Annotated in this window: 22 protein-coding genes and 2 pseudogenes; 1 reads left to right on the top strand and 23 read right to left on the bottom strand. The window is 44.6% G+C overall.

The features are described 5' to 3' along the window. Positions 1-371: 371 nt before the first annotated feature. Positions 372-617 carry a transposon-transfer assisting family protein gene (locus tag LJE11_RS01470; RefSeq protein WP_144137110.1) on the bottom strand — a complete coding sequence of 82 codons (246 nt, stop codon included), beginning with the start codon at positions 615-617 and terminating at the stop codon, positions 372-374. Between the two features lie 247 nt (positions 618-864). Here LJE11_RS01470 and LJE11_RS01465 point away from each other — a divergent pair, with 247 nt between their 5' ends. Continuing rightward, the gene (locus tag LJE11_RS01465; RefSeq protein ID WP_020994035.1) at positions 865-2,013 is read left to right on the top strand and encodes an SLC13 family permease; all 1,149 of its coding nucleotides are present in this window, start codon (positions 865-867) and stop codon (positions 2,011-2,013) included. Between the two features lie 118 nt (positions 2,014-2,131). On the opposite strand, the pseudogene LJE11_RS01460 reads toward LJE11_RS01465, so the two are convergent. The 22 genes and pseudogenes from LJE11_RS01460 to LJE11_RS01355 form a co-directional block, all read right to left on the bottom strand. Further along, a pseudogene (locus tag LJE11_RS01460) lies at positions 2,132-2,404 on the bottom strand (cupin domain-containing protein); the annotation flags it as partial. 127 nt (positions 2,405-2,531) lie between these two features. Continuing rightward, positions 2,532-2,846 (bottom strand): annotated as a pseudogene (locus tag LJE11_RS01455) (carboxymuconolactone decarboxylase family protein); the annotation flags it as partial. Positions 2,847-2,871: 25 nt separating this feature from the next. Then, on the bottom strand, positions 2,872-3,294 hold the full coding sequence (locus tag LJE11_RS01450) for a cupin domain-containing protein (protein WP_008400007.1): 423 nt from the start codon (positions 3,292-3,294) through the stop codon (positions 2,872-2,874). A gap of 286 nt (positions 3,295-3,580) precedes the next feature. Beyond that, complete coding sequence (locus LJE11_RS01445; protein WP_015533403.1) at positions 3,581-3,964, bottom strand: DUF6262 family protein; 384 nt, start codon at positions 3,962-3,964, stop codon at positions 3,581-3,583. Continuing rightward, positions 3,948-5,447, bottom strand: a complete 1,500-nt coding sequence (locus LJE11_RS01440; protein WP_227295351.1) for a tyrosine-type recombinase/integrase — start codon at positions 5,445-5,447, stop codon at positions 3,948-3,950. The genes LJE11_RS01445 and LJE11_RS01440 overlap by 17 nt, the downstream gene beginning before the upstream one ends. Then, positions 5,440-7,191, bottom strand: a complete 1,752-nt coding sequence (locus LJE11_RS01435) for a tyrosine-type recombinase/integrase (RefSeq protein ID WP_195278058.1) — start codon at positions 7,189-7,191, stop codon at positions 5,440-5,442. Before LJE11_RS01435 ends, LJE11_RS01440 begins: the two co-directional genes overlap by 8 nt. A 12-nt stretch (positions 7,192-7,203) precedes the next feature. Then, positions 7,204-8,322, bottom strand: a complete 1,119-nt coding sequence (locus LJE11_RS01430; RefSeq protein WP_015513392.1) for a tyrosine-type recombinase/integrase — start codon at positions 8,320-8,322, stop codon at positions 7,204-7,206. A gap of 169 nt (positions 8,323-8,491) precedes the next feature. Continuing rightward, a complete protein-coding gene (locus tag LJE11_RS01425) occupies positions 8,492-10,468 on the bottom strand; it encodes an ATP-dependent DNA helicase (RefSeq protein WP_015513391.1) in 1,977 nt (658 codons plus the stop codon). Positions 10,469-10,489: 21 nt separating this feature from the next. Beyond that, positions 10,490-11,215, bottom strand: coding sequence for a DUF4240 domain-containing protein (locus LJE11_RS01420; RefSeq protein ID WP_015513390.1), 726 nt, complete (start codon positions 11,213-11,215; stop codon positions 10,490-10,492). Between the two features lie 524 nt (positions 11,216-11,739). Next, positions 11,740-12,234, bottom strand: a complete 495-nt coding sequence (locus LJE11_RS01415) for a DUF3846 domain-containing protein (protein ID WP_015513389.1) — start codon at positions 12,232-12,234, stop codon at positions 11,740-11,742. A 56-nt stretch (positions 12,235-12,290) separates the two neighbouring features. Further along, positions 12,291-12,731, bottom strand: a complete 441-nt coding sequence (locus tag LJE11_RS01410) for an ECF-type sigma factor (protein ID WP_008400020.1) — start codon at positions 12,729-12,731, stop codon at positions 12,291-12,293. Positions 12,732-13,003: 272 nt separating this feature from the next. After that, positions 13,004-13,723 (bottom strand): winged helix-turn-helix transcriptional regulator, encoded by a 720-nt coding sequence (locus LJE11_RS01405; RefSeq protein WP_006428314.1) that lies wholly within the window; start codon positions 13,721-13,723, stop codon positions 13,004-13,006. Positions 13,724-13,753: 30 nt separating this feature from the next. Beyond that, positions 13,754-14,170 (bottom strand): metal-dependent transcriptional regulator, encoded by a 417-nt coding sequence (locus tag LJE11_RS01400; RefSeq protein WP_006428313.1) that lies wholly within the window; start codon positions 14,168-14,170, stop codon positions 13,754-13,756. 18 nt (positions 14,171-14,188) lie between these two features. Further along, positions 14,189-15,937, bottom strand: coding sequence for an ABC transporter ATP-binding protein (locus tag LJE11_RS01395; protein ID WP_227295348.1), 1,749 nt, complete (start codon positions 15,935-15,937; stop codon positions 14,189-14,191). Further along, complete coding sequence (locus LJE11_RS01390) at positions 15,938-17,722, bottom strand: ABC transporter ATP-binding protein (protein ID WP_006428311.1); 1,785 nt, start codon at positions 17,720-17,722, stop codon at positions 15,938-15,940. A gap of 126 nt (positions 17,723-17,848) precedes the next feature. Further along, complete coding sequence (locus tag LJE11_RS01385) at positions 17,849-19,315, bottom strand: ABC transporter ATP-binding protein (protein WP_227295346.1); 1,467 nt, start codon at positions 19,313-19,315, stop codon at positions 17,849-17,851. Then, complete coding sequence (locus LJE11_RS01380; RefSeq protein ID WP_015528444.1) at positions 19,312-20,064, bottom strand: energy-coupling factor transporter transmembrane component T; 753 nt, start codon at positions 20,062-20,064, stop codon at positions 19,312-19,314. Before LJE11_RS01380 ends, LJE11_RS01385 begins: the two co-directional genes overlap by 4 nt. Continuing rightward, positions 20,064-20,660 (bottom strand): MptD family putative ECF transporter S component, encoded by a 597-nt coding sequence (locus LJE11_RS01375; protein ID WP_044921312.1) that lies wholly within the window; start codon positions 20,658-20,660, stop codon positions 20,064-20,066. Before LJE11_RS01375 ends, LJE11_RS01380 begins: the two co-directional genes overlap by 1 nt. Positions 20,661-20,790: 130 nt before the next feature. Continuing rightward, the gene (locus LJE11_RS01370) at positions 20,791-21,756 is read right to left on the bottom strand and encodes a helix-turn-helix domain-containing protein (RefSeq protein ID WP_055238778.1); all 966 of its coding nucleotides are present in this window, start codon (positions 21,754-21,756) and stop codon (positions 20,791-20,793) included. 115 nt (positions 21,757-21,871) lie between these two features. Then, the gene (locus LJE11_RS01365) at positions 21,872-23,815 is read right to left on the bottom strand and encodes a lysozyme family protein (protein WP_173706279.1); all 1,944 of its coding nucleotides are present in this window, start codon (positions 23,813-23,815) and stop codon (positions 21,872-21,874) included. A gap of 31 nt (positions 23,816-23,846) precedes the next feature. Further along, positions 23,847-26,177, bottom strand: a complete 2,331-nt coding sequence (locus tag LJE11_RS01360) for a VirB4-like conjugal transfer ATPase, CD1110 family (protein ID WP_330386286.1) — start codon at positions 26,175-26,177, stop codon at positions 23,847-23,849. Further along, positions 26,170-26,604, bottom strand: coding sequence for a PrgI family protein (locus LJE11_RS01355; RefSeq protein WP_015535752.1), 435 nt, complete (start codon positions 26,602-26,604; stop codon positions 26,170-26,172). Before LJE11_RS01355 ends, LJE11_RS01360 begins: the two co-directional genes overlap by 8 nt. Between the last annotated feature and the right edge of the window lie 2 nt (positions 26,605-26,606).

The following is a 26,606-nucleotide window of genomic DNA, read 5'->3' as shown; positions in this document are numbered from 1 at the left end:
GCGGAAAACGCAACAAATCCCTTTATTAACTTTTGTTCTATATAATTCCTGTACCAATCCTATTGTTTCATCATCTGAACAAAAGCTCTTCGGAATCTCCTACAATCCCTGATAATAACGCAAATCTGTTTACTATGTCCTCTCTGTCAGTATACAAGCCAGCTAATCTCTTTATTATAGTATCTAAATACTTCTTCCCAATTCCACTACTCAAAATTTCTTCAGTCACTGTTTCTGCAGATGTGTTTTTATATCAGCCAGAGTTTCCCTGGCTGAATTCTTCCAATATATACCTGTTAACACTTCTCAATGCTGACACTTTTTCCTTCGCTTCTCATCTTTCACCTGCTATACTGCACTCTGGCTTGAATTCATTCTCTCTCTTCCAGTTCCGATTTATAATCTTCCAAGTCCATAAGAAAAGTCTCATAACCTTCATCACTCATGCAGAACAGCTTTCTTAGGGTATTGCAGACAAGCACGATCATATCCGCATCCCCTTTTAGAAATGGAATGATATGGTCGATTGCTTCCATTGTGTCATTTCTGTTTCCTTTATCAAACATTGCCGTTACTGAACATTCGTCTGTATCAAAGTTCATTGCCAGATTCATCATAATTCTACATCCCCCTTCTTATGTGCTTTGGATTTTTCTACTTCTTTATTTTCCTGCTCCTGTGCTTTTGCCCTTGCCTGAAACTCTTTCAACGACTGCAGTACAGATTTTTTCAGTTCTCCTTTCATTATACAAGAATGAGGCGGTAATCGCAAACACAATCCACAATACAAAATGATGTTCTTTTTTTCTGGATGTTTCTGTGATATACTTTTACGCGGTCGTATCAGACCGGAAAGGAAATATTATGTTACAAAAATTATATGTTTTTTTCAAGAAAGAAACTGTTTTGTCAATTGCAGTGATCCTTGCACTTCTTTCTATGTTCTGGATCAGACCTGATAAGGTTTATTTTAATTATATCGATTTCAGGACTCTCGGGCTCCTCTTTTGTTTGATGTCAATCGTAGCTGGTTTGAAGGCAATTGGTGTTTTTGATATGCTTGCAAAAAAATTGCTGATGGGAACATCGGGAACTGTGGGTGTAATCAGGCTGTTGGTGCTTTTATGCTTCTTCCTGTCAATGGTGATTACCAATGATGTAGCATTAATTACCTTTGTTCCTCTTGCACTGATCATTGTACATAAGCTGCCAAAGGAACTGACCAATTACTGGCTTCTTAAAATAGTAGCCATGCAGACAATCGCTGCTAATCTCGGAAGCATGCTCACACCAATCGGAAATCCGCAGAACCTTTATCTATATGCCAGAGCAGGGATGTCCGCGGCAGAATTAATAACCCTGATGCTTCCCTATTCCGCCACAGCACTTATCCTTCTTCTGATATGGATACAGGTAGCCGCTGCCAAAGCACCTCACGTATGCGGTTCCGAAAAAGATAAAACTCTTTTGGGATTCTCTGACAGAAAAGAACTTAACATGGAATACCTGGCCGCTTACCTGATCTTATTTACAATCTGCCTGCTCACTGTTGCACGTATCATTCCATACCAGATTCCTCTTGTATTGGTTCTTATATATATGCTGCTAAGAAACAGGGAAAATATAAGCAGGGTGGATTACTCCCTGCTTGCCACCTTTATCGCATTATTTATTTTTATCGGCAACCTTGGAAGGATTCCGCAATTCAGCAGTTTTCTGGAAAGAATCATGGCAGGAAGGGAAACACTTACTGCTGTTCTTGCCAGTCAGATTATGAGCAATGTTCCCGCTGCGCTTCTTTTATCCGGCTTTACAGATAATTACCGGGCTTTAATTGTCGGAACCAATATTGGAGGTCTCGGCACTCTGATTGCATCCATGGCAAGCCTGATAAGTTTCAAATATATTGCAAAAGAAAACAGGAATCTGAGAGGGAAGTATTTGGGAATATTCACAGCCTCCAATATTATATTCATGATATTCATGTTAATATTGTATTTTTTTCTTAGATAAAGGTTTTCCCGGAATTACAAAAGCTATAGCAATTCTTTCTTCGCAAAAAATTCTCCGCGGCACTCTCCCATCCTGGAAGAAAAGCCGCGGAGAAATAAATATATTTTTTTCAACCTTCCTATTTTAGTTTTCTATATTCTTCATCACTTACCGGTTCAAGCCATTCATTGGAACTATTTTCGCCCGGAACTTCTATTGCCAGATGTGAAAACCATTCATCCGGTGCTGCGCCATGCCAGTGTTTCACTTCTGCCGGAATATTGATGCAGTCGCCTGGCTTCATTTCTACAGCTTCTTTACCTTCTACCTGATAATATCCTCTTCCGGCAACGCATACCAGAATCTGTCCGCCTCCACTTTTTGCATGATGGATATGCCAGTTATTTCTGCATAAAACTGGACTACCCCTCCGCAATCCCTTATAGTTACGGGCTTTAACGGCATACACGTCTGTGTTTTGTGCGACCCTTTCATGACGAGCAGTTTCTGCCAGGTTATTTCTCTGCTTCGTCCTCATTCCAAACCTCTTTTGCAAGATTAAAGACTGCCCAGCCTTTTGGCCAGCCTGCATAGAATGCTACGTGAGTGATGATTGCTGCGATCTCTTTCTGTGTTACCCCATGATCCTTTGCATTCTGTAAATGGAATTTCAAAGAGGAATCTGTGATTCCCTGTGCCATCAGTGCTACAACTGTGATGATACTTCTTGTTTTTAAATCAATATCTTCGTTATTCCAGTTCTCTCCGAAAAGAATGTCATCGTTAAAATGTGCAAAATCTGGTGCAAATGTTCCCAGAGCATTTCTTCCTGCTATCTGTGTGATCTTTGCCATGATATCAAACCTCCATCTTTCTTATTTATGGTAATTTGTTATACTCTTCTTCCGGTAAAAACTCCAGCCATTCGTTGGAAGCTCCCTCTGCTGGAACTTCAACAGCCAGATGCTGGAACCAGCTGTCTTTCGCTGCCCCGTGCCAGTGTTTTACTTCTGGTGAAATATTTACTACATCTCCAGCTTTCAATTCACGAGCTGGTTTTCCTTCTTCCTGGTACCATCCTCTTCCACCAGTAACCAGAAGGATCTGTCCACCTTTATGATGGATGTGGTATGCATTGATTGTTCCCGGAGCGAAAGTAACCAGACCAACTGGTACTCTCTCTGTTGTAAGCATATTCAAATAGCATTCACCTGTAAAATACTTTGCGAATGCTACGTTTTCTTCACCGATTGGAAATACGTTACCTCCACCTAAGTCTTTTTTCATCTGTTCGATATCCATAAAAAATTCCTCCTTGCTCTTTTTATTTTATGGTACAACCTGAAGTAAGCTCTAGGTCAATAGATTTTGCAACTTTTTACATAAAGTTCATAATTTTTCTGTGACAGTTTGCATTTCAGGTACACTCTATTTCTTATCGGTATCATCATACTCCCATATTGCTTTCTATGTCCAATACCCATTATTATGGGTTGCTTAATGCCTTTTAAGCATAATCTGTTTCTATATCACAATGCAAAACAGATCTGCTGTATTCTGGCAGACCTACTTTGCATTATGATATAGCTTAAATCTGTTTGATAAGATTCAACTCTTTCTTGGATAGTGCTTTTTTTAACTTCTGGTTTTCCTTTATTAGATTCTCATTTTCGCTTTTCAGTTTCTGTAGCTGTTGCCGGAGCAGATTCATTTCCGCTTCCATCGCCTGACTGATAATGTTTCTCCTTGGATCCACCATACCAGCCTGCTGTTCCATTGCTGCATCAATCTCACCTCTTACAATCGGATTCTTGTAAAAGAATCCTCTAGATAAACCAGTCTTTTGCATCAGTGCTGGTACGGACACCTTTTCTCTCTCCAACACCATTGTCCGTATTGTCAGGACTGCCCGTTCCACTTTTTCTTCGCTCTTTCTTTTATTCAATTCCAGCATCTTATCGTATTTGCTCATATTCTTCTCCCCATCCGTCCAGATTTGCTAAGATAATCTGTGACATAAGATTTCTTACTTCCCTTGTCTCATCTGCCAGTCGCTGATTGCTCATTTTCCGGTAGTACTGGACGCTTTTCACTCCTTTATGACCCAGGAGCTTTGCTATGGTCCAATCATCCACATGGAGTTCTGTCAGCTTTACCCCATAACAGTGCCGGAACATATGCGTTCCAAATCCGAATAATTTCCCGCTGTCATCTCGGATATCTTTTTCATAGATCATTCGAAGCACTTTATCCTGCAAGGTTTGGTAACTGATTGGTCTCTCCGGTTTGTTCTCGTCCGCAAAGATATAAATGCTTTCAGGATAATGCTCATTTGCATAACTGACTGCCTTTCCAATCAGCTGTGCCAGCTCCCGGCTGATCGGTTTTTCATATCTTCTTGTTTTCGGCTGGTATATGATAATCATATCCTGACGGTCATGTTTATAAAGGCAGTCTTTCCGCAAGGTCAGCGTGTCGGAAATTCTGGTTCCAAGCATCTGGTGGATGATCATTGCCCTTGCTATCTGCTCTTCCATTTTTACAATCTGGGCATTCAGTCTTTTCAGCTCACTGTCCGAATAAGATTTGAATTCTGCTTTCCGTTCTGGCGGAAAATCAGATTTTAAAAACAGTTTTGTAAGATGTGGAAAATCATAAATTTTTCCGATTGTTTCCAGCACATTTCGAAGCTTTAGCAGGTCATCCCGGATGCCATTCCCTCCGTTTGATTCTACCTTGATGTTGATTAAAAATTGTTCTATGATCTCCCGGTCAATCTCTTCGCAGGTGCTGATCTTGGAATGCTTTTCATCCAAATACTTTGAAAATTTATTCATGGCGGACAGTTCACGTTTTATACTGCCAAGGGCTTCGGTTTTCAGATGATGGTAAATTGCTTTTTTTACTTCTTCCCGAATATCTGGTTGCCGGATTCCTCTGAAATTTAGTGTCTTATGGTTGACAATCGGATTTGTCCGCAGGATAAGCGGAAGCCTTTCCAGATGCCAGATATCCTTTGCCAGCTCATTGGTTTCTGATCGGTCCAGTGTAAATTCCAGAAGGCTTTCAAAATACCGGATCAGGGCAGCTTTTTCCACCGATTCAGTCTGAATGTTCGTCACTTTATGCTTCGTCAAAGCCCTACCGTTTTGTATCATCCACATTTTCAACTGCTTTATCCAGAAGTCTTTTTCTCTGTCAAGCAGGCTGTTTTCCTGATGGGATGACTTCTGAAAAAATTCACATAAGCTGTTAAAATAATGCCTTTCCCTTTTTATGGTCAGGATGGATACCTGCGTTCCACGGTAGTAAATGTATTCGACAAATTCTGTCTGAAGCTGGTTTCCCGGCAGTTTATCCAGATCAAAATATTGTTCCTTATTCAGCTTTTCCTTTTGCTCATCGGTAGCCAGCTTATAACATTCCAGTTGTTGGAATTTCAGTTTATTATCCATGCTTCTCTCCTTTCTGCATACAGGCAAGCAGGCTGTTTTCCTCTTCCTCAAAGTATGCGTCATTTTCTTTAGCAATTTTTCTTGGCATATAATCTATATACTGCATGGTCATTTCCTCAAACATATGTCCCAGATAGTCCCGGATGCTTTGGATTGATACGCCATGCTCATAAAAATTGGTTGCTACGGTATGTCGGTAATCATGAGACTTAAAAATATATTCTCCATTCTGTATGCCTATCTGGGAGCAGTATTTTTTCATCTGCTCCATGAAGGTGCTTTTGGAAAATGCTCCACCTTTCCGATTCCGAAAAATGTATGCTTCTTTTTCGGTAGGGTGTTTTTTCAGATAAACCTGCATCAGACGATACAATGTTACCGGAATGGGAACCCTTTTATAATTTTTCATTTTCACCTGGTAGACCTTCATCCAGCAGTCACCATTCTGGATATAATACGCATCCCCTTTTAAGGTGCAGACCTCACTGATCCGGAGTCCCACACACCAGAGATGTAAAAACATCATTCTCAGGTGTTCAGGAAACTGTGAGAGGTTTTGGATAATTTCCATATACACATCCTCTTCCACACTTCTGTCATGGTGGACTGGGATCTGTTTTTCCAAGTAATACGATGCATAAAACGGAACCTTTTTTATATACCCCTTTACTTCCAGAAATTTCATAAAAAACTGTATTCCCGAAACATTGGTATTAAATGTCTTTGCTCCCATAGCACCATTCTGCAAATTCTTTAAATATACATCAATCAGGCTGGCATCACACTTGGTAACTTCCAGTTCGCTGATCTCCTGCAAAAAATTTCGAATGGTTCGGAATCTTTCGTACACCGTACTGAGCGCCAGTTCTCCGATTCCAATTTCGTACTTCATATATTCCTGAAGCAGCAATCGATTCTTGGGCTGTAGAACTTCCTGAAATGATATTTTTTCTATACTGTCACTCTGGTTTATTCTTTCTTTGGCAATACGAAACCGCTCTAAATACCAGATGGTAGCATCCCATCTTGTTTCATCAGTTTCTATAAAAATCACTTTACGGGCAGTTTCCACAATGCTCTTCAGTCGTTTTCGCCGTTGCTCTTTCTCGACTTTCTGCTTCAGGTAGTCCTGAAATGCTGTTTCCTGTTCCAGCTCCAGAAGCTGGATATCTGTAATCTGCTCCCGGATGCAAAATTCGTAAAAAAGCTGTAACCCGGTCAGTTTATATTCCCTCAGTCTGGAAATTTCATAATTCTCCAGAATATATTCCAGCACGGTAAAAATCTGACGTTTCAGTTTCTCACTGGCTGCCGCTTTAAAATTCCAGACCATGTTACTCCGACACCGTACCGTTTCCACACTCTTTACGATTACAGGATCTGAGTGGTATGGAACAAAAAGTATTTCATTTTTATATTTCCATTCACATTCCCTCTGTCCAGCCGGAGTTTTCATCCGTTCCCGGATGTACGCCTGCCGTATCCGGTCGAACGTTCCGGTATATCGGTAAATGTAATTTCGCTTTATCAGCGGTGTTATATATAATTCAAATTTCATTCGCAGTTCATAATCTATTTCCGAAAGATGTTCTACCATCTCATCTGCCAGAAACAGCAGAATCTGTTCTGTAATGGAACTTCCTGCTTCCTCTTTTGCAAACTCCCGGATTTCTTTTCGTAGCTGCTCAATCCGCCTGCTCCGTTCTTGTTCTGCCTCTATAAAAGACTGTAAAAACGCAGGCATAAAAACCACCTCCTATAGCAATTCCTCAATCCCATACAGGGAGGAGTGTTTCTCGTAGAATTCCTGGCTGGCATCCAGCAGTTCATCATCCACAATGTCCAGATAATTGATGGTTGTCTGGATGTGGCGGTGTCCATAGGCCAGCTGTATCAGTTCCAGCGACCATCCTGCTTTTCTCCGCTCATTTCCAAAGTAATGCCGGAGCATATGAGGCGTGATCTTAATCCCTGTTTTCTTATCCATTCTTTTTAGCATAGAGTATACTGCTTCCACGTTCATTGGTTTTCCGATATTATCCCCGGAAATATTCACAAACAGGCTTGTCTGGTGCTGAAGTAGTTTTCGGTACTCTGCGATATACAGATTTAAAAAGCCGAAGGTATCTTTGCTGATCTTCGCACTTCGGTATTCTGCATTCTTTGCTCTCGCTCCATTTTCATTGTCCTCACGGAAATATACCCGGATTATGTGGTTCTGATAATCAATGTCCTTACTGTAATCAATTCCTAAGATCTCACCGATTCGGTAGCCTGTCTCTGCCAGAAGCAGCATGAGAAGCCGATCTCTTATATTGGTACACGCTTTCAAGATTTCCACAATTTCATCTTTCTTTGCTGCTCTCGCCTTATGCTCTTCCTCTTTTAAATAGCCTTTGAAACTCTTTGATCGTATGCTTTTCTTTACGCCTACTGCATCCACGGCTACAAAATAATTATAGGACAGGACTTTCAGCTCCCCGAACTGCTGGTACTCTTCTTCTATAAAAAGATAGAACCTGAACACATCTCTTAAGTATGCGTTGCAGGTTCCATTGTTTGGAGATCTGTGATTTTTATCTCTGGTATGCTTCCCGGCTTTCAGCCAGTATAAAAATTCCACAAAGTGATTTGTCTGTTCAACATAAGGCATTTGATATACGTCTGTCAATTCCTTTTTCTTTCCATGGATGTATTCCAGATAGTACAGGATTGCAAGTGCGGAGCGCCGCACCGTATTCGGTGAACATTTACTCCGTATCTTGTGCATCAGATATTTGGTTGGAAGCAGGACGATATCCAGTGTTTCCACATCTCTGATAAAGAAATAAACGGTGGAACCCTCTCTTTCTTTTTCCAGTTCATATCGTCTCATTCCTGCTCACTTCCTTTCCTCTAACGCTATACACAGTATACCCAACTCATGCCGATAAAGCTATCACAAATACCACCAATTCGGTCAAAACCGCTCCTGAAATACCACTAAACTTTTTGTCTTATTTTCTGTCCAGATCTGGGCAGAACCAACAACACCACGGATGTTATCAGCTGTAGTAACGCTCCACTTTCCGGCTTCGGATAAAGTCCTCTACTTCATCGATTTTTTCTGCCATCTGGCACTTTGGCAGGGCGTCCAGAACATCTCCCCGGTACTTTCCTTTCTTTGCCGCTCGGTGGTCTAAAATGGACACTACACAGGTGTCCTGCTCCGTCCGGATCGCCCGTCCGAATCCCTGGCGCAGTTTCTTCTGCATATCTGGAACAACAACATTTTGAATGTAGGATTCCAGTGATCGGTATTGTTCCCTTTGTGCTTCATGGATGGGGTCCGGTACAGCAAACGGCAATTTTACAATGATCAGGGACGATACCATATCCCCCGGAAAATCCACACCTTCCCAACAGGAGCCGGCTGCAAACAGAACGGCATTTTCCATCTTCTTAAACCGTGCGATTTCTTCCTGTGAGTTTCTCCATACCTGCACCATCGGAAACGGGATCTGATCCCGCAAAAGCTGCTGCACATTTCCCATCAGGGTATAAGATGTAAACAGTACCAGTGTATGCCCGTAAGTGGAACACACCAGATCACGGATCTGGCCTGCAAGTTGCTCGGCCTCTTCCCGGCTTCCCTTGAGCGTCGCTTTTAAATTCTCAGGAATATAAAGCAGACAGTTCTCTCTGTAACAAAATGGGGATTCTGCTACACACTCCCGGACTCTGCTTTTCTTTTCCAGCCCGGTCATCTGTCTGGTCCTTACAAACCCATTTCCGGCTTTTAAAGTTCCACTGGTGAGAATCGAGGGAAATCCCCTGTCCCATAAGGAATCATGGAGAAACCTTGGAATCTCTCTGCTAACAGCCATAAACACAGGATCTCCCCTGCCGTCTGGCTGAAGAAATAAAATGTATCTGGTATCCTTCTTCAGAAACCAGCCGAACAGCTCTTCCATCTCTTCCAGCCGCCGGAAGATCCAGTAAGGGACATTTCCAGCAAGTCTTTTAAGCATAAGACTGAGATTCCCCCTTACCTGCTCCAGAGAAGATCGGCACTTTGCCGGAAAATAGAAATTTTCTTTTCCAGCTATGTCATCTCCCATCCCAGCCTGATCCTTACGGATTTCCATTGAAAGTGTATTAAACCAATCCTGTAGTCTCTTACCTTCCGAACTTTTATGCTCCCTGTTTAAGAAATACGAGATTTCCTGCACATCCTCTCTTCCAATACTTCTCCCATCCATCTGGCTGGCAGCTTCTGGGAGCTTATGTGCTTCATCTACTACCAATGCTCTGTAATCTGCCAGCAGAGGCCGGTATTCATTCATCCGGTGCATGGCGTCTGCCAGAAGATAATTGTGATTGCATATCTGTATAAAAACTTCCTCTTTTTTGGAAACATCCAAATATTTCTGATAACGGCATCCTGCTTTCCCCGGACACTCCCTGGGGCAGAATTTCGGTACGCACACCAGCCTGCGGTCAAAACCGCTCAGGTTATGTACGGAATCTAAATCAAAGTTATGCCGGAGGGACTTCAATGCCTCCATCTGTGCCTGATTTTTATTCTTATCCCGGACTGCCTCCAGTCTTTGGGCCAGCCTGTAATCGCACACAAAATGTTCCTTTCCCTTGCGGACAACTGCCTTTAATTCTCCCTGAAGCAGATCTGCTTTTAACAGTACATCCGATAAAAAAGGAACATATTCCTCTATGATAGCTTTCTGTAAGGCAATGCTGGAAGTGGATACCACCACAGGCCGCCTGTCACATCCCGAATAACCGGAATGCAGTACACTATATTTCCGCATCAGGATGCAGGCAGTCAGATAGGCATAGGTTTTTCCAATGCCCACTCCTGCATCACAGAGCGTGATCTCATTTTTCATAAGGGCATCCAGCATTTCATGGCAGAGACGGATCTGTTCTTCTCTTACGTGAAGCCCGGCTTCCGGTAGAAGTTCCCGAAAGATTCTTTCCACTTCGCCATGCGCCCTTTTTTGATATTCATTTTTATAACACATTACTTCTCCTTGCCGGGAAGCTTATCTTACCGTACCCTTACGGACGGATCTGACTGCTTCCGGTGCTTTTGCTCCCTGCTCCTGCATTTTCTTTATGGCAGCATTTCCCCGTGCCATCATCCTTCGGATATCCGTCCGGGAAACATTCCATGTCCTTACCTTCTGTGGAGCATTCCTTACCTGCTCGGACAAATGCCTTTCACAGAGTTTCGGATAAACCACCATGGCTTCTGGCAATTCCAACGGATACTCGATCATGGGATGGTACACAATATCCCGGATCACCTGCTCATAGCTTTCCATCTGCATTCTGGCTGTACTATCCTGGTAAATATTTTTTCCTTTCATGGCACTGTAGACCTGCGATGAGATATATCCCAATGATTCAAAACTACAGTATCCATAAGGAGTTACACCGGAAAGGGAATCCGGATCTTTTAAGGCATTCAGATATACATCTTTTCCCTGGGCGATCAGCCACATCCGAAAATCGGAAAAGCTGTCATCACTGCACCTTGTTTCCATCAGAATACCTGCCGCTGTCCATAAGCCATACTTATAAGCTGCATCCCGGTAACTGTAAACAAGATTGTGGAATTGGAGGACATCCTCCGGTGTCATATAGAAGAGCTGCTGCTTGATCCACACTGCCGAAGCATCCAGATCGATGCCGCACACTTCCTTTGCTTTTTCAATCAGATTCCAGAATTGATCCTTGCTCATTCCACTTCTTTTTGTTTCTTCCATCTGTTCTCTCCCCTTGATGTGACGTTAATACCACAAGAATACGGCTGTAGTCTCCCACAGCCGCATGGTATCTGATATCAACGACACACTTCTTCATTGATTTCTTTTTTATCTTGCTGTTCCGCATTTGACCTCGCACCCCCGGAACTATCCCTGTATTTCTTCTGGGAAAGGGGACACTACAGGCGGGCGGCTGGCCTGCCGCCGCTCACAGATGTCCTAGGGGTCTTTCTGATTACAACCCGGAGTCCATCTTCCGCTCTCTGGCTGGTAACGTGTATCATTATCCCCCGTCCGTGATCCTGGCGAAAGGCTGCCACCGCCTTATTCACAGCTATGCTTTCTCGCTCCAAGTCTAAGAATCTTTACCCTATACTTAATCATGGCGCTCATACTGTCACGCTTCTACGGTTGGGAACGTACCTGTAGTGCCGATATTCACTTGCCAAAGAACAGCCGAGGGATGTCCCTCTGCTTACTAGCCGATGGCAGTGTATTTTTTTATTCACTTCACAAAAAATATTTTATCTTGCATCCCCGGATCTGTTTTTCTTCTTTGCCGGATTCTTTTGTTTTTCATCGTTCTTACGGCTTTCTTTCTGTTTTTTTGCTTCTTCCGGCGGCATCTTCATCACATGGAGTTCTCCGTTAAACAGAGTAAAAATTTCCGGTGACTGGTATTTTTCTTTAAATTTTTCAATCTGCCCCGGTGTCAGCGAAGTAAAATCATCTTCTGTCAGCCCTACTACAAGGAAAGTCCCGGCTATCGCATCATAGACCTGTCCATGATCATCATATAACGCCCGGTTCAGTGGCAATCCCTCAAATTTTCCATTGCCGTTTAAAAGGATTCCAACTTTATCATCAAACGGATAGGTCATTTCAATGTCACCGCCTACCGCCTGCTGCAGATCCTCCAGCTCATTGGGGATGTTCTTGACATAGGGAGCTTTCATCGGCTCGACTACCAGTACCGTCATCATTTCTTCCTGCATTTCGGACCCTTCTTTCTCATCCATCGTATCAATCCTCCTGTCTGTTCGTTCTAATAGTCAGCCGATGAGAACCTTTTGTTTTATTCAAATTTCATGGACTTTTTGATCTTTTCCCGTAACCTCCGCAATCTTGTATAAACCGTCTGCTCCGGCAGTTCCATGTGATGACTGATCTCTTTTGGTGCATATCCCATCATCTTCAGGACAATCATCTGAAGAGTTTTCTTATCAGTTGATAACAGGATCTGAAGCAGTTCTTCGTTCTCCACGGTATCCAGCAGGGCTTCTACGCTCTCCGGCTGGGACTCTTTGGTTTCTTTTTCTTCCAGGAGCAGTTCCATACAGTCCAGAAGCGAGGTCTGGTGTTCCCGGAATCTCCGCTCTGCATTGAAATCGTCCCAGTCATACTCCCGAAGCTTCTGGATCGTCTCTTCATCCACGCCCTGTTCACGCAGGATCTTCTCTTCCTCTGCTTTCCACTGGTTCCATCTATATTCTTCTTTTGCTTTATTGTAAGCCACTTATGTTTTCCTCCGATCTGAATTTTTGCGAAATCAAATCGGAGTGTGGCGGTGCTCTGGTCCGTTCTTCCTGTCTACAGGAATGTCCGGCATTTCTGCTGTCTCCCTGCAAACACGGATCTCCTTTGTAATCATATCTTTACAAAGGCACAGTGTATCGGATGCACCTGTCAGTTAACGGTCAGAAAACTGTCAATTGACGGTCAGTTTTTATCACCTTCTTTCCAGAATAAATAAAATAAGACGAACAATCTTTTTACGGATCATTCGCCTTACTGTTGTTCGTTTTCTTTATTCAATTCAAATTTGTAACCTATATCCCTGACACTGACGATACAATTCCCAGCACCATCTTCAACAACATTCAGCTTTTTTCTCAGTCGCTTTACCAGACACCAGATGATATTTTTAATATCACCAACAGGATAATCTTTCCAGACAAGCTGGTAAATCTGTTCAAACGTGTATACTCTCATCGGTGTCGCCGCTAATAAGTATAAAAAATTATATTCTTGTCGTGTTAAATGTAACGCTACATCATTCCAAAATACTTTATGTTTCTTATGATCCATTACAAGTTTTCCCTTATTAATCATCGTTTCGGATTGCTTTTGAGTTATTTTTTGTTTATTGTTTCGTCGTGCCAATGAAAAAATCTGCAGATCTACTTCTTCTATAGTGCTATTTATATCCATTACACAATCTGCACCAGCGTATATTAATTCTTTTTTCCATGACATACACAATAAAGAAGATGCATCCGTCAAAATAATAATTGGTATCTGCGTTATCTTTCTAATAGCAGATATAATATTACTTATGTTCTCTTTATAAACGATTACTCCTATTACAAGCATATCATAAGAAAATAAACTCAAATTATGCAGTAAAATTTGTAGATTTTCTGCATAATCTGAGTTTATCTCATTGAATAGTTTTCGATATGATTGATTGTCAAAATATGCTAATATCTTGTATTTTGTGTCTTTCATATTTAATCTATTTTAGCAAAGCAACATTTTCTACTTCTTCACAGGAAAATCATCAAATGTATTGTCAATTTTTTGTGAAGCAATCTCTCTCATCGCATGCTCTTTCAGTTTTTGAAAACTTTCATCACTGACTGCATGTTCCATGCGACAAGCATCAACTTCTGCAATTTGTGGATTAACTCCAACGGATATAAGTTGATGAGTAAAAAAACAATGGCGTTCGTAAATTTTTTCAGCCACATCCCAGCCAAGGTCGGTCAGGTGTATATAATGGTTTTCGTCTGTTGTCAAAAAGCCACCCTCTCGTAAAGTTCCTACTGCGTAACATACGCTGGGTTTTGAAACTTCCATGTACCGGGCAACATCCACAGAGCGCACCATACCGAGCTTCTTTTGGAGTATAAGCACGGCCTCCAAATAATCCTCTCCGGCAGTATGAAGTTTCATAGGCAGCTCCTTTCGCCATTAAGCAAGACTCCATACAGCCGCACTCTTTCGGATATTGACAAAATCCTGATAGATACCGGGCTGTTTCAAAAGTTCCTCATGGTTTCCTTGCTGTGCAATCTGGCCGTTGTCTATAACTAAAATCTGATCAGCAGTTTGGATCGTATTCAGACGATGAGCAATTACAAGCAGGGTCTTTCCCTTCACCAATTCGGAAATAGCTTCCTGAATATAGCTTTCATTGTCTGTATCCACACTTGCGGTAGCTTCGTCCAAAATGACGATAGGCGCGTCTTTCAGGATACAGCGAGCAATCGAAATGCGCTGCTTTTCGCCCCCAGAGAGTGTCGCACCGCCTTCGCCAACCACCGTTTTGAACCCATCAGGCAGAGCCATAATGAAATCATAGCAGCGGGCTTTTCTGGCAGCCTCATAAACTTCTTCTTCCGTAGCATCCGGTTTTCCCATACTGATATTGTTGTAAATGGTGTCCTGAAACAGATACACACGCTGGAATACCATGCTGATCTGATCCATCAATTCCGACAGAGGTACATTGCGAATATCCACGCCCCTTATCGTCACATTGCCAGATTTTACATCCCAAAGTCGCGCCAGCAAGTTTGCAATGGTGGACTTACCACTACCGGATGGCCCAACCAGTGCTGTCATAGAATTTTTCTTCATGGCAAAACTGATATGATGCAGAACCTCTTTGTCCTGATAAGCAAATGTAACATCGTTGAACTGGACTTCTGGCTGTCCTGGCTGTGCCTGAGCTGGAATATGCTGCTTGCCATTGTCGGAAAGTTCTGGTTCGTCCAGTACCGCTTCAATGCGATCAAGGGCAGCGTTCATAACGGTCAGTCTGGATGCTTCTCCATAGAGAGCCTTCAACGGGCCAAAAAGATCAAATACAAACAGCAGAACACCCGACACATAAGCCAAAGAAAGCACACCGCTCTGTTCCAACACAATAGACAGACCGAAAATTGCCGCAATACCAATACCATAAAGGATATTCAGCCCCATTGTCCACGGGGTCATTTTCTGTTCAAAGTCAAGCGATGTATTTCTGGAACGCTTGAAATTGCCGGACAGTTCTTCGGATTTTTCTCCAAGCAGGTTATAGCTCTTAATAACACCAATGCCCTCCACAAAAGACAGCACCGCATCGGTCAGCCGTTCGCTCTGCTCCTGACGGCCTGCTGCTTCTCGCAGGGAAACTTTGTTCATCCCCTTAGATACCAGCCATGCCAAAATAGTAACTATCAAGGCGATCAAGCCAAGCTGCCAATTCAGATAAAACATGAACGCCAGCAAAACCAACGAGGATAGCAGATAGCTCATCATGTTTCCCAGCGTACTCATAGCAACTTCTTCAATGAACACCATGTCGGTACTGAGGACTGAACTGATCTTGCCAATATTGCCGGAAGTGAAGTATCCCATTGGAAGTTTCCTCAGATGGCCGCCCAATTCGATACGCTTGTCGGCAAACATCAAATATCCCGCTGCACTTTGCAGGCTGTCACTAAGATAGTGGACGAACATCTGAACCAGCACAATAGCGACAAGGCCAAGTCCCACATAAAGACAAGTCTGCCCGGTAATTGTCTTATTTGCAAATCCACTCAAAACCACAAAGGCCAGAAAAATCGGCATTTTGGACAGAATGGATTCCAGAAACGCACAAACAAATGCGCCCTGAATACGGCTCTTATAATGGTCGGAAAGTTTCAATATTCTTGAAAACAAAGCAAACATTTATTTCCCCTCCTTTGCAGTATGTACTTTCCACTCGGCGCTGTCCTGTGCCGCTTTCCACAACTTTTGATATTCTGGGCAGGACTGGATCAGCTCCTGATGTTTGCCCGTTGCAACCAGCTTTCCGTGATCCATAACACAAATCTGATCTGCGTTCATAATGGCTGGTAATTTGTGTGCGATAACCACAAGGGTCTTACCTTTTACAAGCTCTGCAATAGCAGCCTCCATCTTTTCCTCGTTTTCAGGATCAGCATAGGCAGTTGCCTCGTCAAGCACCACAATAGGCGCATCCTTTAAGATTGCCCGCGCCAAAGAAATACGCTGGCGCTGACCGCCGGATAGCATTTTTCCTGCATCACCAGCCATCGAATGAATACCCTGCGGAAGTTTCTCAAGGAACTCCATACACTGAGCTTTCTTTGCGGCCTCCACCACTTCTTCATCCGTTGCGTTCAGCCGACCAAGCCGAATGTTTTCGAGCAGAGAGGTGTTGAACAGGTATTGATCCTGCGCCACATAGGAGATACGGCTGTTCAGTGCTTCAAGGCTCATATCGCATAATTTCTGTCCACCGATGGAAATACTGCCTTTCTGTGGGTCATAATAGTGAATCAGCAGTTTCGCTAATGTACTCTTGCCGGAGCCAGATTCACCAACAAGGGCTGTTTTCTGTCCAGCTTTTGCCGTAAAGGAAATGTCATGGAGAACTTCATCCTCAATTACAACAGGCTTTCCATCCGGGCCGGGCTGTGTGGTCTGATAAGCGAAAGAAACATGGTCATAAGTAATGGTGTCATCTTTCCCGTGGAACGCATCTTCTGTCTGCTGGAGCTCTGGCGCATCCAACACCTGCTCCAATGCAGAAATTTTATAGTTGAGCTGGGGCATGGTAGGCAGGAAACCGAGAGATTTCAGCAGTGGCATACCAATACTTAAAGAAAGACACAGTACCAAGATCAAATTAGGCAAAGTAGACCAGCCAGAGAGAACGAACCATGCGCCAACAGGTAAAGTCAGAATAATGGTGCATGGAAGCAGACTGCTGTAAATTGCCATCCACGGCCACGCCGCCTTGTACCACGCCAGAGTATAGTCCCGATAATCTGATACATCTTTGCGGAACCGCTCATAGGAATCTGCGTCCTTATTGAATACCTTGACAACCTCCATACCATTGATGTACTCAATGATCGTGTTGTTCATTTTCTGTGCAGACTGATAGTAGGGACCCATGCGCTTCATTCCAACAGAGTACATAATGACCATGGAGAGCAGGCTGATCGGGATAGAGGCCAAAGACATAAGAGCCAGTTTCCAGTCCGCACAAAACATAGCAACATAAATCACCAGCGGAATCAGTAAATTTGCGATACCCTCTGGGACTGAATGAGCAAGGAGCAATTCCAAGCTGTCCACATCATCGACAAACAGCTTTTTGATTGTGCCTGTCCCTTTTTCCTCCACAATGCCAAGGGGAAGTTTCTCAAACTTCTTTTGCAGAGATACCCGCAGCCGGAACAATGTGTTATATGCTGCTTTATGAGAAATTGATAATCCCCATCCATAAAAAAACGCCTGCAAAACAAGACAGATCAAAACCCCTATAACACGCAATAAAACAAATTCTGTTTCAACAGAATCGCCCATAACCAATGGCGAAATGACCTGATAGGCCAGCACAAAAGGCAGGATGCCCATAAGAACGCTGACCAGTACGACAACCGTGGCCACATACATATTTTTCTTATATGGCCCTGCGTACTCAAAGATTTTTTTAAACATAAGCCCTCCTTATATTGAGCCGTACTGTCTGTGCTTCAAAAACAAGAGGCCGCCAAAGTAAAGCGGCCTCTTATCATTATCTTTCTGTCCAGTCAAGGCGGCCCTGACATTCATAATTTCTAAAATTCACTGGCGGATTCGGAAAAAATCCAAAACCTTTTTACTGCCGGATTCGTCCAATGGATAGCTTTCTTTTACTTGCCCTTTTTCCATATGGACTACATACGAACATCCCGCCATCACCAACTCCGGATCATGCGTAATAACAAGAAGCGTTTTGCCCTGATCCGCGAGTGACTTCAAACTCCGCGCAACTTCCCGCATATGTTTGAGATCAAGCCCACTTGTTGGTTCGTCAAACACAATGATCTCCCGGTTACTCACAATGGCAGACGCGATCGCTACCCGCTGTTTTTGCCCGCCGGAAAGAGAAAGCGGGTGCCTCTCTTTATATTCCAGCAGATCAAACTGTTTAAGGATTTTATCCACAACAGTTTCATCCTTGTTGTCCATGCTCAGAAGCACTTCATCCGCCACGCTTTCGGTAAATAGCTGATGGCTGGTATCCTGCATTACCATGTAGCAATGTTTGAGCCGGGCTTTCCAATCAAGGGTTTTCCCCTCAACCTGCAAAAAGCCACACTTCTTTTCCAGTCCGCAAATACAGCGGGCCAGAGTAGATTTTCCAGCGCCATTCAGACCGATAATGGCAATCGTTTCTCCAACAGGCAGTTCTGCACTCGGAATATGGAGGCTTTCCGGTTCCCGCTTTTTATACGCAAAGCAGAAATTTTGAAATTCCATCTGTTTAGCTGTATGCGCCTGATACTGATTCGCAGGCTTCAACTTCGAGAGAGAAAACGGCCGCAGCCCCATTTCTTTTCGAGTGCCATCCGATAAGCTGTCAAATTCAGCAGGCGTGTATTCCCGTTCAATCTCCCCATCTTTTACATACAGCACACGATCTGCAAGATCGTGAAGGTAGTAAAGGCGGTGTTCTGCGATCAGAATTGTTTTGCCCTGCTTTTTCCAGAGGCTTAGGACCTGCCGCAGGTCATCAATAGCAGCCATATCCAAATTAGAAGATGGTTCGTCCAGGACCATAATTCCCGGCAGCAATACACTTGATGAAGCACAGGCTATTTTTTGCTTTTCGCCTCCGGACAGAGCAAACACGCTTCGCCCCATCAAATCTTCAATATGATAATCGGAAACTGTCCGGTCAATCCTTTTCAGGATATCCTCCTGAGGATAGCCTAAATTTTCACAGGCAAAGGCTAATTCACTATCCGTATCCACGTTGAAAAACTGACTTTTGGGATTCTGGAATACAGATCCCACCATAGCAGCCAAGTCATAAAGCGGCGTATCTGATACGCTTTTTCCGTCCAGAAGGACATCGCCCTCTAATTTGCCCTCGTAATAATGAGGCACCAGCCCATTTACCAAACGGGTAATCGTTGTTTTCCCACAGCCGGATTCTCCCGTGAGTAAAACAAATTCCCCTGTGTTTATGGTGAGATTGACATTTCTAATCCCTCCGCCGCTGGATTCTTCACCATAAGAAAAAGAAACATTTTGAAAATCTATCATGGCAAAATCCCTCCTGCGGAAATTATCGGGGAAGCAATCGCCCAAAACACTACAAAGCAACAAAACAAGATCAGCACCACATCGGCAAAATTGAATTTAAGCTGGCAAATGTTTGTGCGTTTGACAGGAGCGCCGAGGCCACGGGTAATTGCCGCAGCGGAAAGTTCCTCACCGATTTTCACGGAGCAGGTAATCATCGGGATCAGCTTATACTCCAATATTTTTGAAGATTTTTTCCCTCCAAGTTTAATCCCACGCATTTTCATAGCGTCACTGATTGCTTCTGACTCCTGAAAGACAGTTGGAAAGAAGCGGAACATGACCGTTAAGGGGATCGTCACTTCTTTAGGCATATGGATTCTTTCCATGCCGGAAATCAATTCACTGACCGTTGTTGTTTTCACTGCATAGGCAGCAATCGCAACACTGGGAAGGATTCGGCAGAAGAATCCTGTTGTAAACAGAACAAGGAAATTCAATATCCCCGTAAGGTGCGGCAAAACATAAATTTGGACAGCATAAAAAACAGAAAACACAGCAATATAGCCCACAGCTTTTGCACATTGTTTCGAGGTAAGCAGCAATATAGCCGGAACCACACAAAGAACAAGGCGGATCAGTCCCATAGCTTCTCCGCCTGTTCCACCCATGACAAAAATGCTTATGATGAAGATGAGCAACAGTTTTGTACGCGGATCGAGCCGCAACCCTTGTTCTGTTTTTTTGCTGAGCAGAATTTCCCGCGCCATTATGCAATACCGGCACGCTGGAAGTGCTTTTTGCAAATGGCTTTCCCAATCATACCTCCGACAAGGCCAAACACAAAGCAGGCAACCAGCAAAATAGGCGCAATCCACATAGGCATATATGTATTAAGGGTAGCTGCATATTCAGTGCCGTATCCTTCAGTCAGCATTACCATATAGCTTTCACGGTTCAGGAAAATGGGAGCAAAGTTGCCAAACACCCAGATGCTGAACACACCGCAGGAAAGAACTGTACTCTTTGCACTTTTGTAGTCTGCCTTTTTCAGGATCACGTCAGCCAACAGGCCGCCAACAAGACCAGTTACCATAGTAAGATAGCCGTTGCCGAAGAACACCATGATTAGGCCAATCAGGAAACCCATGATTGCAGTCATCCCGAATTTTTTAGCCTTTGTAACATACAGCATATAGGGGATGCCGCCAATCAAAGGACACAGCACCGCCATCAGCGGAATAAAAATGGGGATGAAGCCAAGCATCGCCACCAGCATAACAATGACGACATAGATGACGGTGTAGATGCCGATAGTAATTAAATCTTTTCCCTCAAGCCGGGAATTTTTTTTCTGGGAACTCATACCAGTATCCTCCTATCTAAAAAATGGTGTAGTTAGTATTTTCTAACTACACCACATATAATAACAATTTACGCCTACATTTCCAACCTAAAAACGGTTTTATTCTACCCAAAATCGGTATTTTTTAATTTTAACCAATCGTATTTTCCGTTTTATAGTTTTTAGGAATTACCCCATACTTCTTTTTGAATGCCGCAGCAAAGTTACTCGGTTTTGAATAGCCTACAAATGCTGCCACCTGACTTACGTTCAAATTACTTTCTAATAGTAGACTTGCCGCCTTTTCCAATCGCTGATCTATAATATACGCATGAACCGATGTTCCAAACAGCGAGGAAAAACCCTTTGACAATTTTGAAGTACTAATATTGACTTTTCGCGCCAATTCCTCACAACTTGGTGCCAAAGCAAGCTGACTGTCAATGATTCTCTTCGCTTCTATGATGGATTCTCGGTCACTTCTGGAAATTGCTATATAAGTTGACGCAAGAATACTCAGTTCCAAAATCTCACTCAAATATACAGATAACAACTCAAAAACTTTGCTTTCCAAAAACAGGTATCCCAATCCGCCGCGATATTGCGTGAAGTCTTTCAGTTCCGCAAAAATGTGCTCCATATAGGGAGTAATACCTACTTTTGATATACCTTCCAATAGTTTTTTCTGATAAACCTCAATCTCACCAACATCAAAATAGTCATTCATAATTTTACGGAAATACGACAGTGGTACTTTTACATTTTTGAAAAGGAAATCGTTTTGTTTGGAATAGCACAGATATTCCATTTTCCCGTGTCCACGATAAATACAGGACTCACCTTTTTGTATGCTGATACTTTGTCGGCTATCTGCAATATTCCAGGAAACACCATCATTGAAGCAGAACAACATTTGAATGTATTCTTCGCTACTCACTCCCTGCACGTTCATATCTGAAAAATAATTCATTTTCCAGTCCGAAACAACTGCTCCTTGCTTTGTAACAACTTGCGAAATCTGACCTGTTCCCATATCAGCCGGAATATCTATTGTCACTGTCTGCGGAGAGTTGGAGAGCAGATCGTGATACAGCTTCGTCATATATTGGTTTGTCATCGTGCGCCCTCCTTTTTCTAGTTAGTCGAAGCTAATCACATAATACTTTATATTTGTTTTTTAGTCAAGGTAATCTAAACTATTGACTACTCTCTAAGAGTCAACATATTAATTTTCAAAGTATGCCGTATCCCATGATCGTTCCGTTATTGATATCATAGCTTCTCTTGTTCACGGCATCACTGGAGTTTCCCTCTACCGTATATACGGTACTTCCCTCAATTTTCTCCACGATTCCCACATGGTCTGAGGTTCCGTCCCCGTTCCAGTCAAAGAAGATCAGGGTTCCGGGTGCTGGCGAATATCCTCTGCTCTTCCATTTTCCCTTGCCCTGAAACCACGCGATCCCATCATCGCATAGGGAGAACTTCGGCATCTTGCCGCTCTCGATCAGTCCTGCCTGATCCCCACACCAGCTGGCAAAGCAGGCACACCACGCCACATGGCTGTCAAATCCATACCATGACCAGAACTTCTGGCCTCCTTCATTTCCAAGCTGGGTAAGTGCCACGGATACGATCTGGCCGTTGCCTCCAAACAGGCCGGCAAACAATCCGCCGCTGGAATAATACCTCAGGACGTGAGGGACGTATTCTGGATCGCCATAGGCACTCCAGCCATGCGAAGCAGCCTGATCATTGGAAAACTGCAGAGCATTTTCTGCACTGTAGCCCCCGTAGTTTCGGAGCGCCCACGTTATGTATCCGTTGCCGTAGTTATACCCTTGCAGGGACAGCTTCAGCTTATCCATGTCCTGGGGGCTGGTGCATCCGGCTTCCTTCAGGCAGTCCGCATAATACTGGATTCCTACATGTATGGAATAGTCGGCATCCTGGATGGCATTCGGGCTGTTGGAATACCGGGTGTTGTATGGGCACTCACTGCTCTGCATGGGATCGGTCCCCCGGCCGCCAGATTCCTGCATCATGATTGCCTGTATCACGGAAACGTATTCGAGGATTCCATACTGGTTGGCGTATTTCTGGATGGTTGCCGTATAGGAAAGTACTTCCTGGCTGAGTGCTTCGTTGCTCTCTGAGCTTCCAGAGAATGCCGCACCGCCAATGATCCCGACCATGATAACCAGAAGCAGAACCATGACCGCTCCGGCGGCTCCCAGTGCAGCCATCATGGACTGCACCGTTTTCGCTGCCGCTTCTACAGCGGCCTTAGCTGCCTTGAAGGTATTCTCTCCTGCCCTTGCCGTTTTCTGTATCCGGCGGACTCCATCGGAAGTCTGCAAGGCGGCTTTCTTCGCCGCCTGCTTCGCTGCCCTTCGTTCCATCTGCTTCTGCATCCGGGCTGTCAGGGCGTTGGAACTGGCCACCCGGAGCTTCTGCTCTGGCTGGATGCTGATCTTCACAGATGGAGGGGCGGTCTTAATAGTACGCCGCTGTATGGTCTTCGGCTCCAACTGTTTCCGTGGCTTTTCCTTGATCCGTATGGTTTCCGGCTGTTTCTGGCGGATGGCATTCTGCCTTGCGGTATCTCCGGCCTTGCTTTTCTGGTTTTGTCTTTTGATGGAAAGCGATCCACCTTCCGACATTTCCTGTCCATTCTGGATTCTTGGTGTCTCCCTGGCAGCCCGGATCTTCTGCTCTTTTGTTTTGACGGCATCTGAAACCGCCTTTTGCCGCTGGGCATTCTGAATCTGTACTTCCCGGCTCTTCTGCTCGGGTGCTTCCCGGCTAGCAGGATCGGCGGTCTGTGTGTCCCCTGTTCCTCTGGCGGTTTCTTTCTCCGCTTCTTTTTCTACTTCTTTTTTGCCAGCGGCTCTCTGTTTGATCTTCTCGTAGGAAGTCTGTGCGGCTGTCTTTCCGGCTCTGGTTACAGTTCTGCCTGTCTTTCTTGCAGCCCATTCCTCTGCGGATGCGACTTTCCCACTGGCATATTCGGATGGGGACTGTTCTCCCATGTCATTGTCCCTGGCATTTGCGATGGCCTGGGATTTTTCCTTGCTCTCCAGTATGGCCGTCCGCATCAGCTCCTTGGGGATTCTGGAGGCAGGATTTTTGGTCTTTGGTTTTGTTGTAACTTCTTTGGTTTTGATATCCTTCATCTCTCACCTCCAGTCCCGGCTTGTCCCGCTCTTACCCTTCGCCCGGCTTGGTCGTCATCAGGCGGTACAGCTTTGTATTTCTTGGAAACGAATTTTCAAACGGCACCAGATTTCCGGAACAGCGGATCAGACCATGGCCGGCACCCACATTGGTGATGTAGGATAACTGGTTGTCTGAAATATTCAGAAGTGCCGCCAGCTCATCCCGGTCGGTGGTAGCCTGATTCAAAAGGATCAGGAACTCACTGTTCGCCAGCATCAGGCGGGCGGTATCGGATTTCAGAAGTTCCTCAACGTTCTGGGTAAGTCCGGTTACAAATCCGGAATACTTACGGATACGCTTGTACAGGCGGTAGAAAAAGTCCGCACTGTATTCATAGCGGAACAGCAGATAAAACTCATCCGCAAAGATCCATGTCGTTTTTCCCTTCTTCCAGTTCTGGATCACACGGTTAAAAATCGAATCCAGTGTGACCAGCATGCCAAGGGGCATCAGCTGTTCGCCCAGCTCCCGGATGTCATAGTCGATGATACGGCTCTTCGTGTTGACATTGGTTTCCTGGGCAAAGGTGTTCAGACTGCCATTGATAAACAGTTCCGAAGACAGAGCCAGCCCTCTGGCTTCTTCTTCCGGCTGGAGCATGAGTTGTCGGTACAGGTCCTTTAAGGTCGGCACCTGCCCTTTGTAACCGCCCCTCATATAATCCCGGTACACATCTGCGGTGCAGCGGTCAAGGATGGATTTCTCCTTTGCCGAAAGGTTTCCGGCTCCTACGAGCTGCTCAAACAGGGAAAGGATAAATTCTGACTTCTCAATCAGAGGATTTCGATCATTGCCATAGGCAGAATCCATATCCAGTGCATTCAGATGGGTATCCGAGGTTGCCGAGATCCGGATGACCTCTCCGTTTAAGGCTTCCACCAGAGAAGCAAACTCCGACTCCGGATCGAGGATGAGGATGTCATCTTCCGTGGAAAGGGCAAGGTCTACGATCTCCTCTTTTGCCGAGAAGCTCTTGCCGGAGCCGCTGACACCCAGTCGGAAAGAGTTGCCGTTTAACAGCTTCCTTCGGTCTGCCACCAGCATATTTTTGCTGACGGCATTCTGCCCATAATAGATGCCTCCCGGCTGCATGATTTCCTGCGTATGGAACGGGATCAGGACGGCGGTGGATTCTGTAGTAAGGGTACGCACTGCATCGATTTTCCGCAGGCCATACGGCAGGACGGTATTCAGTCCATCGACCTGTTGCCACTTCAAAGTTGCCATCTGGCAGAGGTGTTTTCTCGCAATGGAATACAGGGTTTCCGTATCGGAGTCCAGTTGTTTCTTGCTGTCTGCCATATGTACCATTGTCAGGATACCGAACATCATCCTCTGATCCCTGGTGGTCAGATCGTCCAGCATTTCCTTGGTCTCTTTTCTCTGCAGCTCCATGTCATAGGGAACTACGGCTGAAAAGTTATTGTTGGCATTCTGGCGTCTCTGCCAGTTGGTGACGTTTGTCTCCACGCCCAGCAGTCGGTTCTGGATCTCACGCACCGCTTCGTCTGTCGGTACGGGGATGATATCAATGGACAGCATCAGGTTCCTGCCAAGGCTGCACAGTTCGGAGATCATCTCATCCTTTACATAGCTGGCGTAATCTTCCATAAAAAGGACTCTGCCGTACTGCTCGCCCAGCTTGAAATGGTCGTTATGGAATTCCATTGTGTCCGGGCAGATCCAGTCTTTGAAGCTGTGTCCTTTTTTCGCAAAGGCTTTCATGTCAAATGGAAAACTCTGTGGAACGTCTGCCTTGAAAAAGTCCCGGAAGATCTGGAGCCTCTGCTCTGCATCCAGCTCTTCCCCAATAGAGGACAGCTTGGCCAGATGGGTGATGATGTCCGTTCCCACACGTGCGAAATAGGTTCTGGCTTCATCGATGTTTTTCTTGTGGACGCTGATGGTCAGATAGCGTTCCTGGTAGATACTGTTGTTGGTACCGGAGATCTTGGAAAGGAGCATGTCATTGTACTCTTTCCGGTACTCGTCCAGACCGTCCCCTTTCATCGGGATCAGCAGGGACTGCTCAAACTCTTCCTTGTTGATCTTACGATTGTTCAGGGTGATCTTCGCCGTACAGCCAGAATCCAGTGCATTTAAAAGTTCAGAGTAGTCCAGGAACATTTCCGTCTTATCCGCTTTACTGGCAATGGAATAGTTGATATCCGTAAACCGGAATGTCCTGGAATACTTGCTCTCCACCTGAAAAATACCATCTGGCCAGATCTTGCGAATCGGGATGGCCTGCTGGACAGACTTCGGTACTTTAAATTTTTCCTTGTCCTGTTTCAGTGTCTGACTCAGGGTTTTAATCAAAGGCATCACCCCTTCCTCTTCGCTTCTTTGGTTTCTTCTGTTTCGTCCGCTTCTTTTCCAGAAGTTCCGCTCCGTTTCCCATCATCTTTTCACCCAGCCGCAGGCTCTCTTCCATGCAGGAAAAGTACAGGTTCTCCGACTTAAATACCAGCCGCTTCGGGTACAGCAGTTCGGATTTAATGACTACCCATGCAAACTGTTCTGCCGTCATGCCGTGGTAACGAAAAAAGCCGCAGGCTGCAAAGGGAGCCGCCCCAAGGATGCACAGCCATCCGGTTACCTGTTCCCCGGCATATTTCCGGGTGACAAAATAGATTCCAAGGGCTGCCAGGATCGCCAGTACCGAAAATAAGCACTGCCGGAAGCTTAAGCCCCAGAACATTGACTCCTGATAGTCTCGGATTTCTTTATTCATTTTCACTTCCATGT

It is taken from the genome of Blautia sp. DFI.1.216 (assembly GCF_020594215.1).
GTDB lineage: Bacteria > Bacillota > Clostridia > Lachnospirales > Lachnospiraceae > Blautia_A > Blautia_A wexlerae.
Note: the sequence above shows the minus strand (reverse complement) of the source record. Positions and strands in the feature narration are given on the sequence as shown.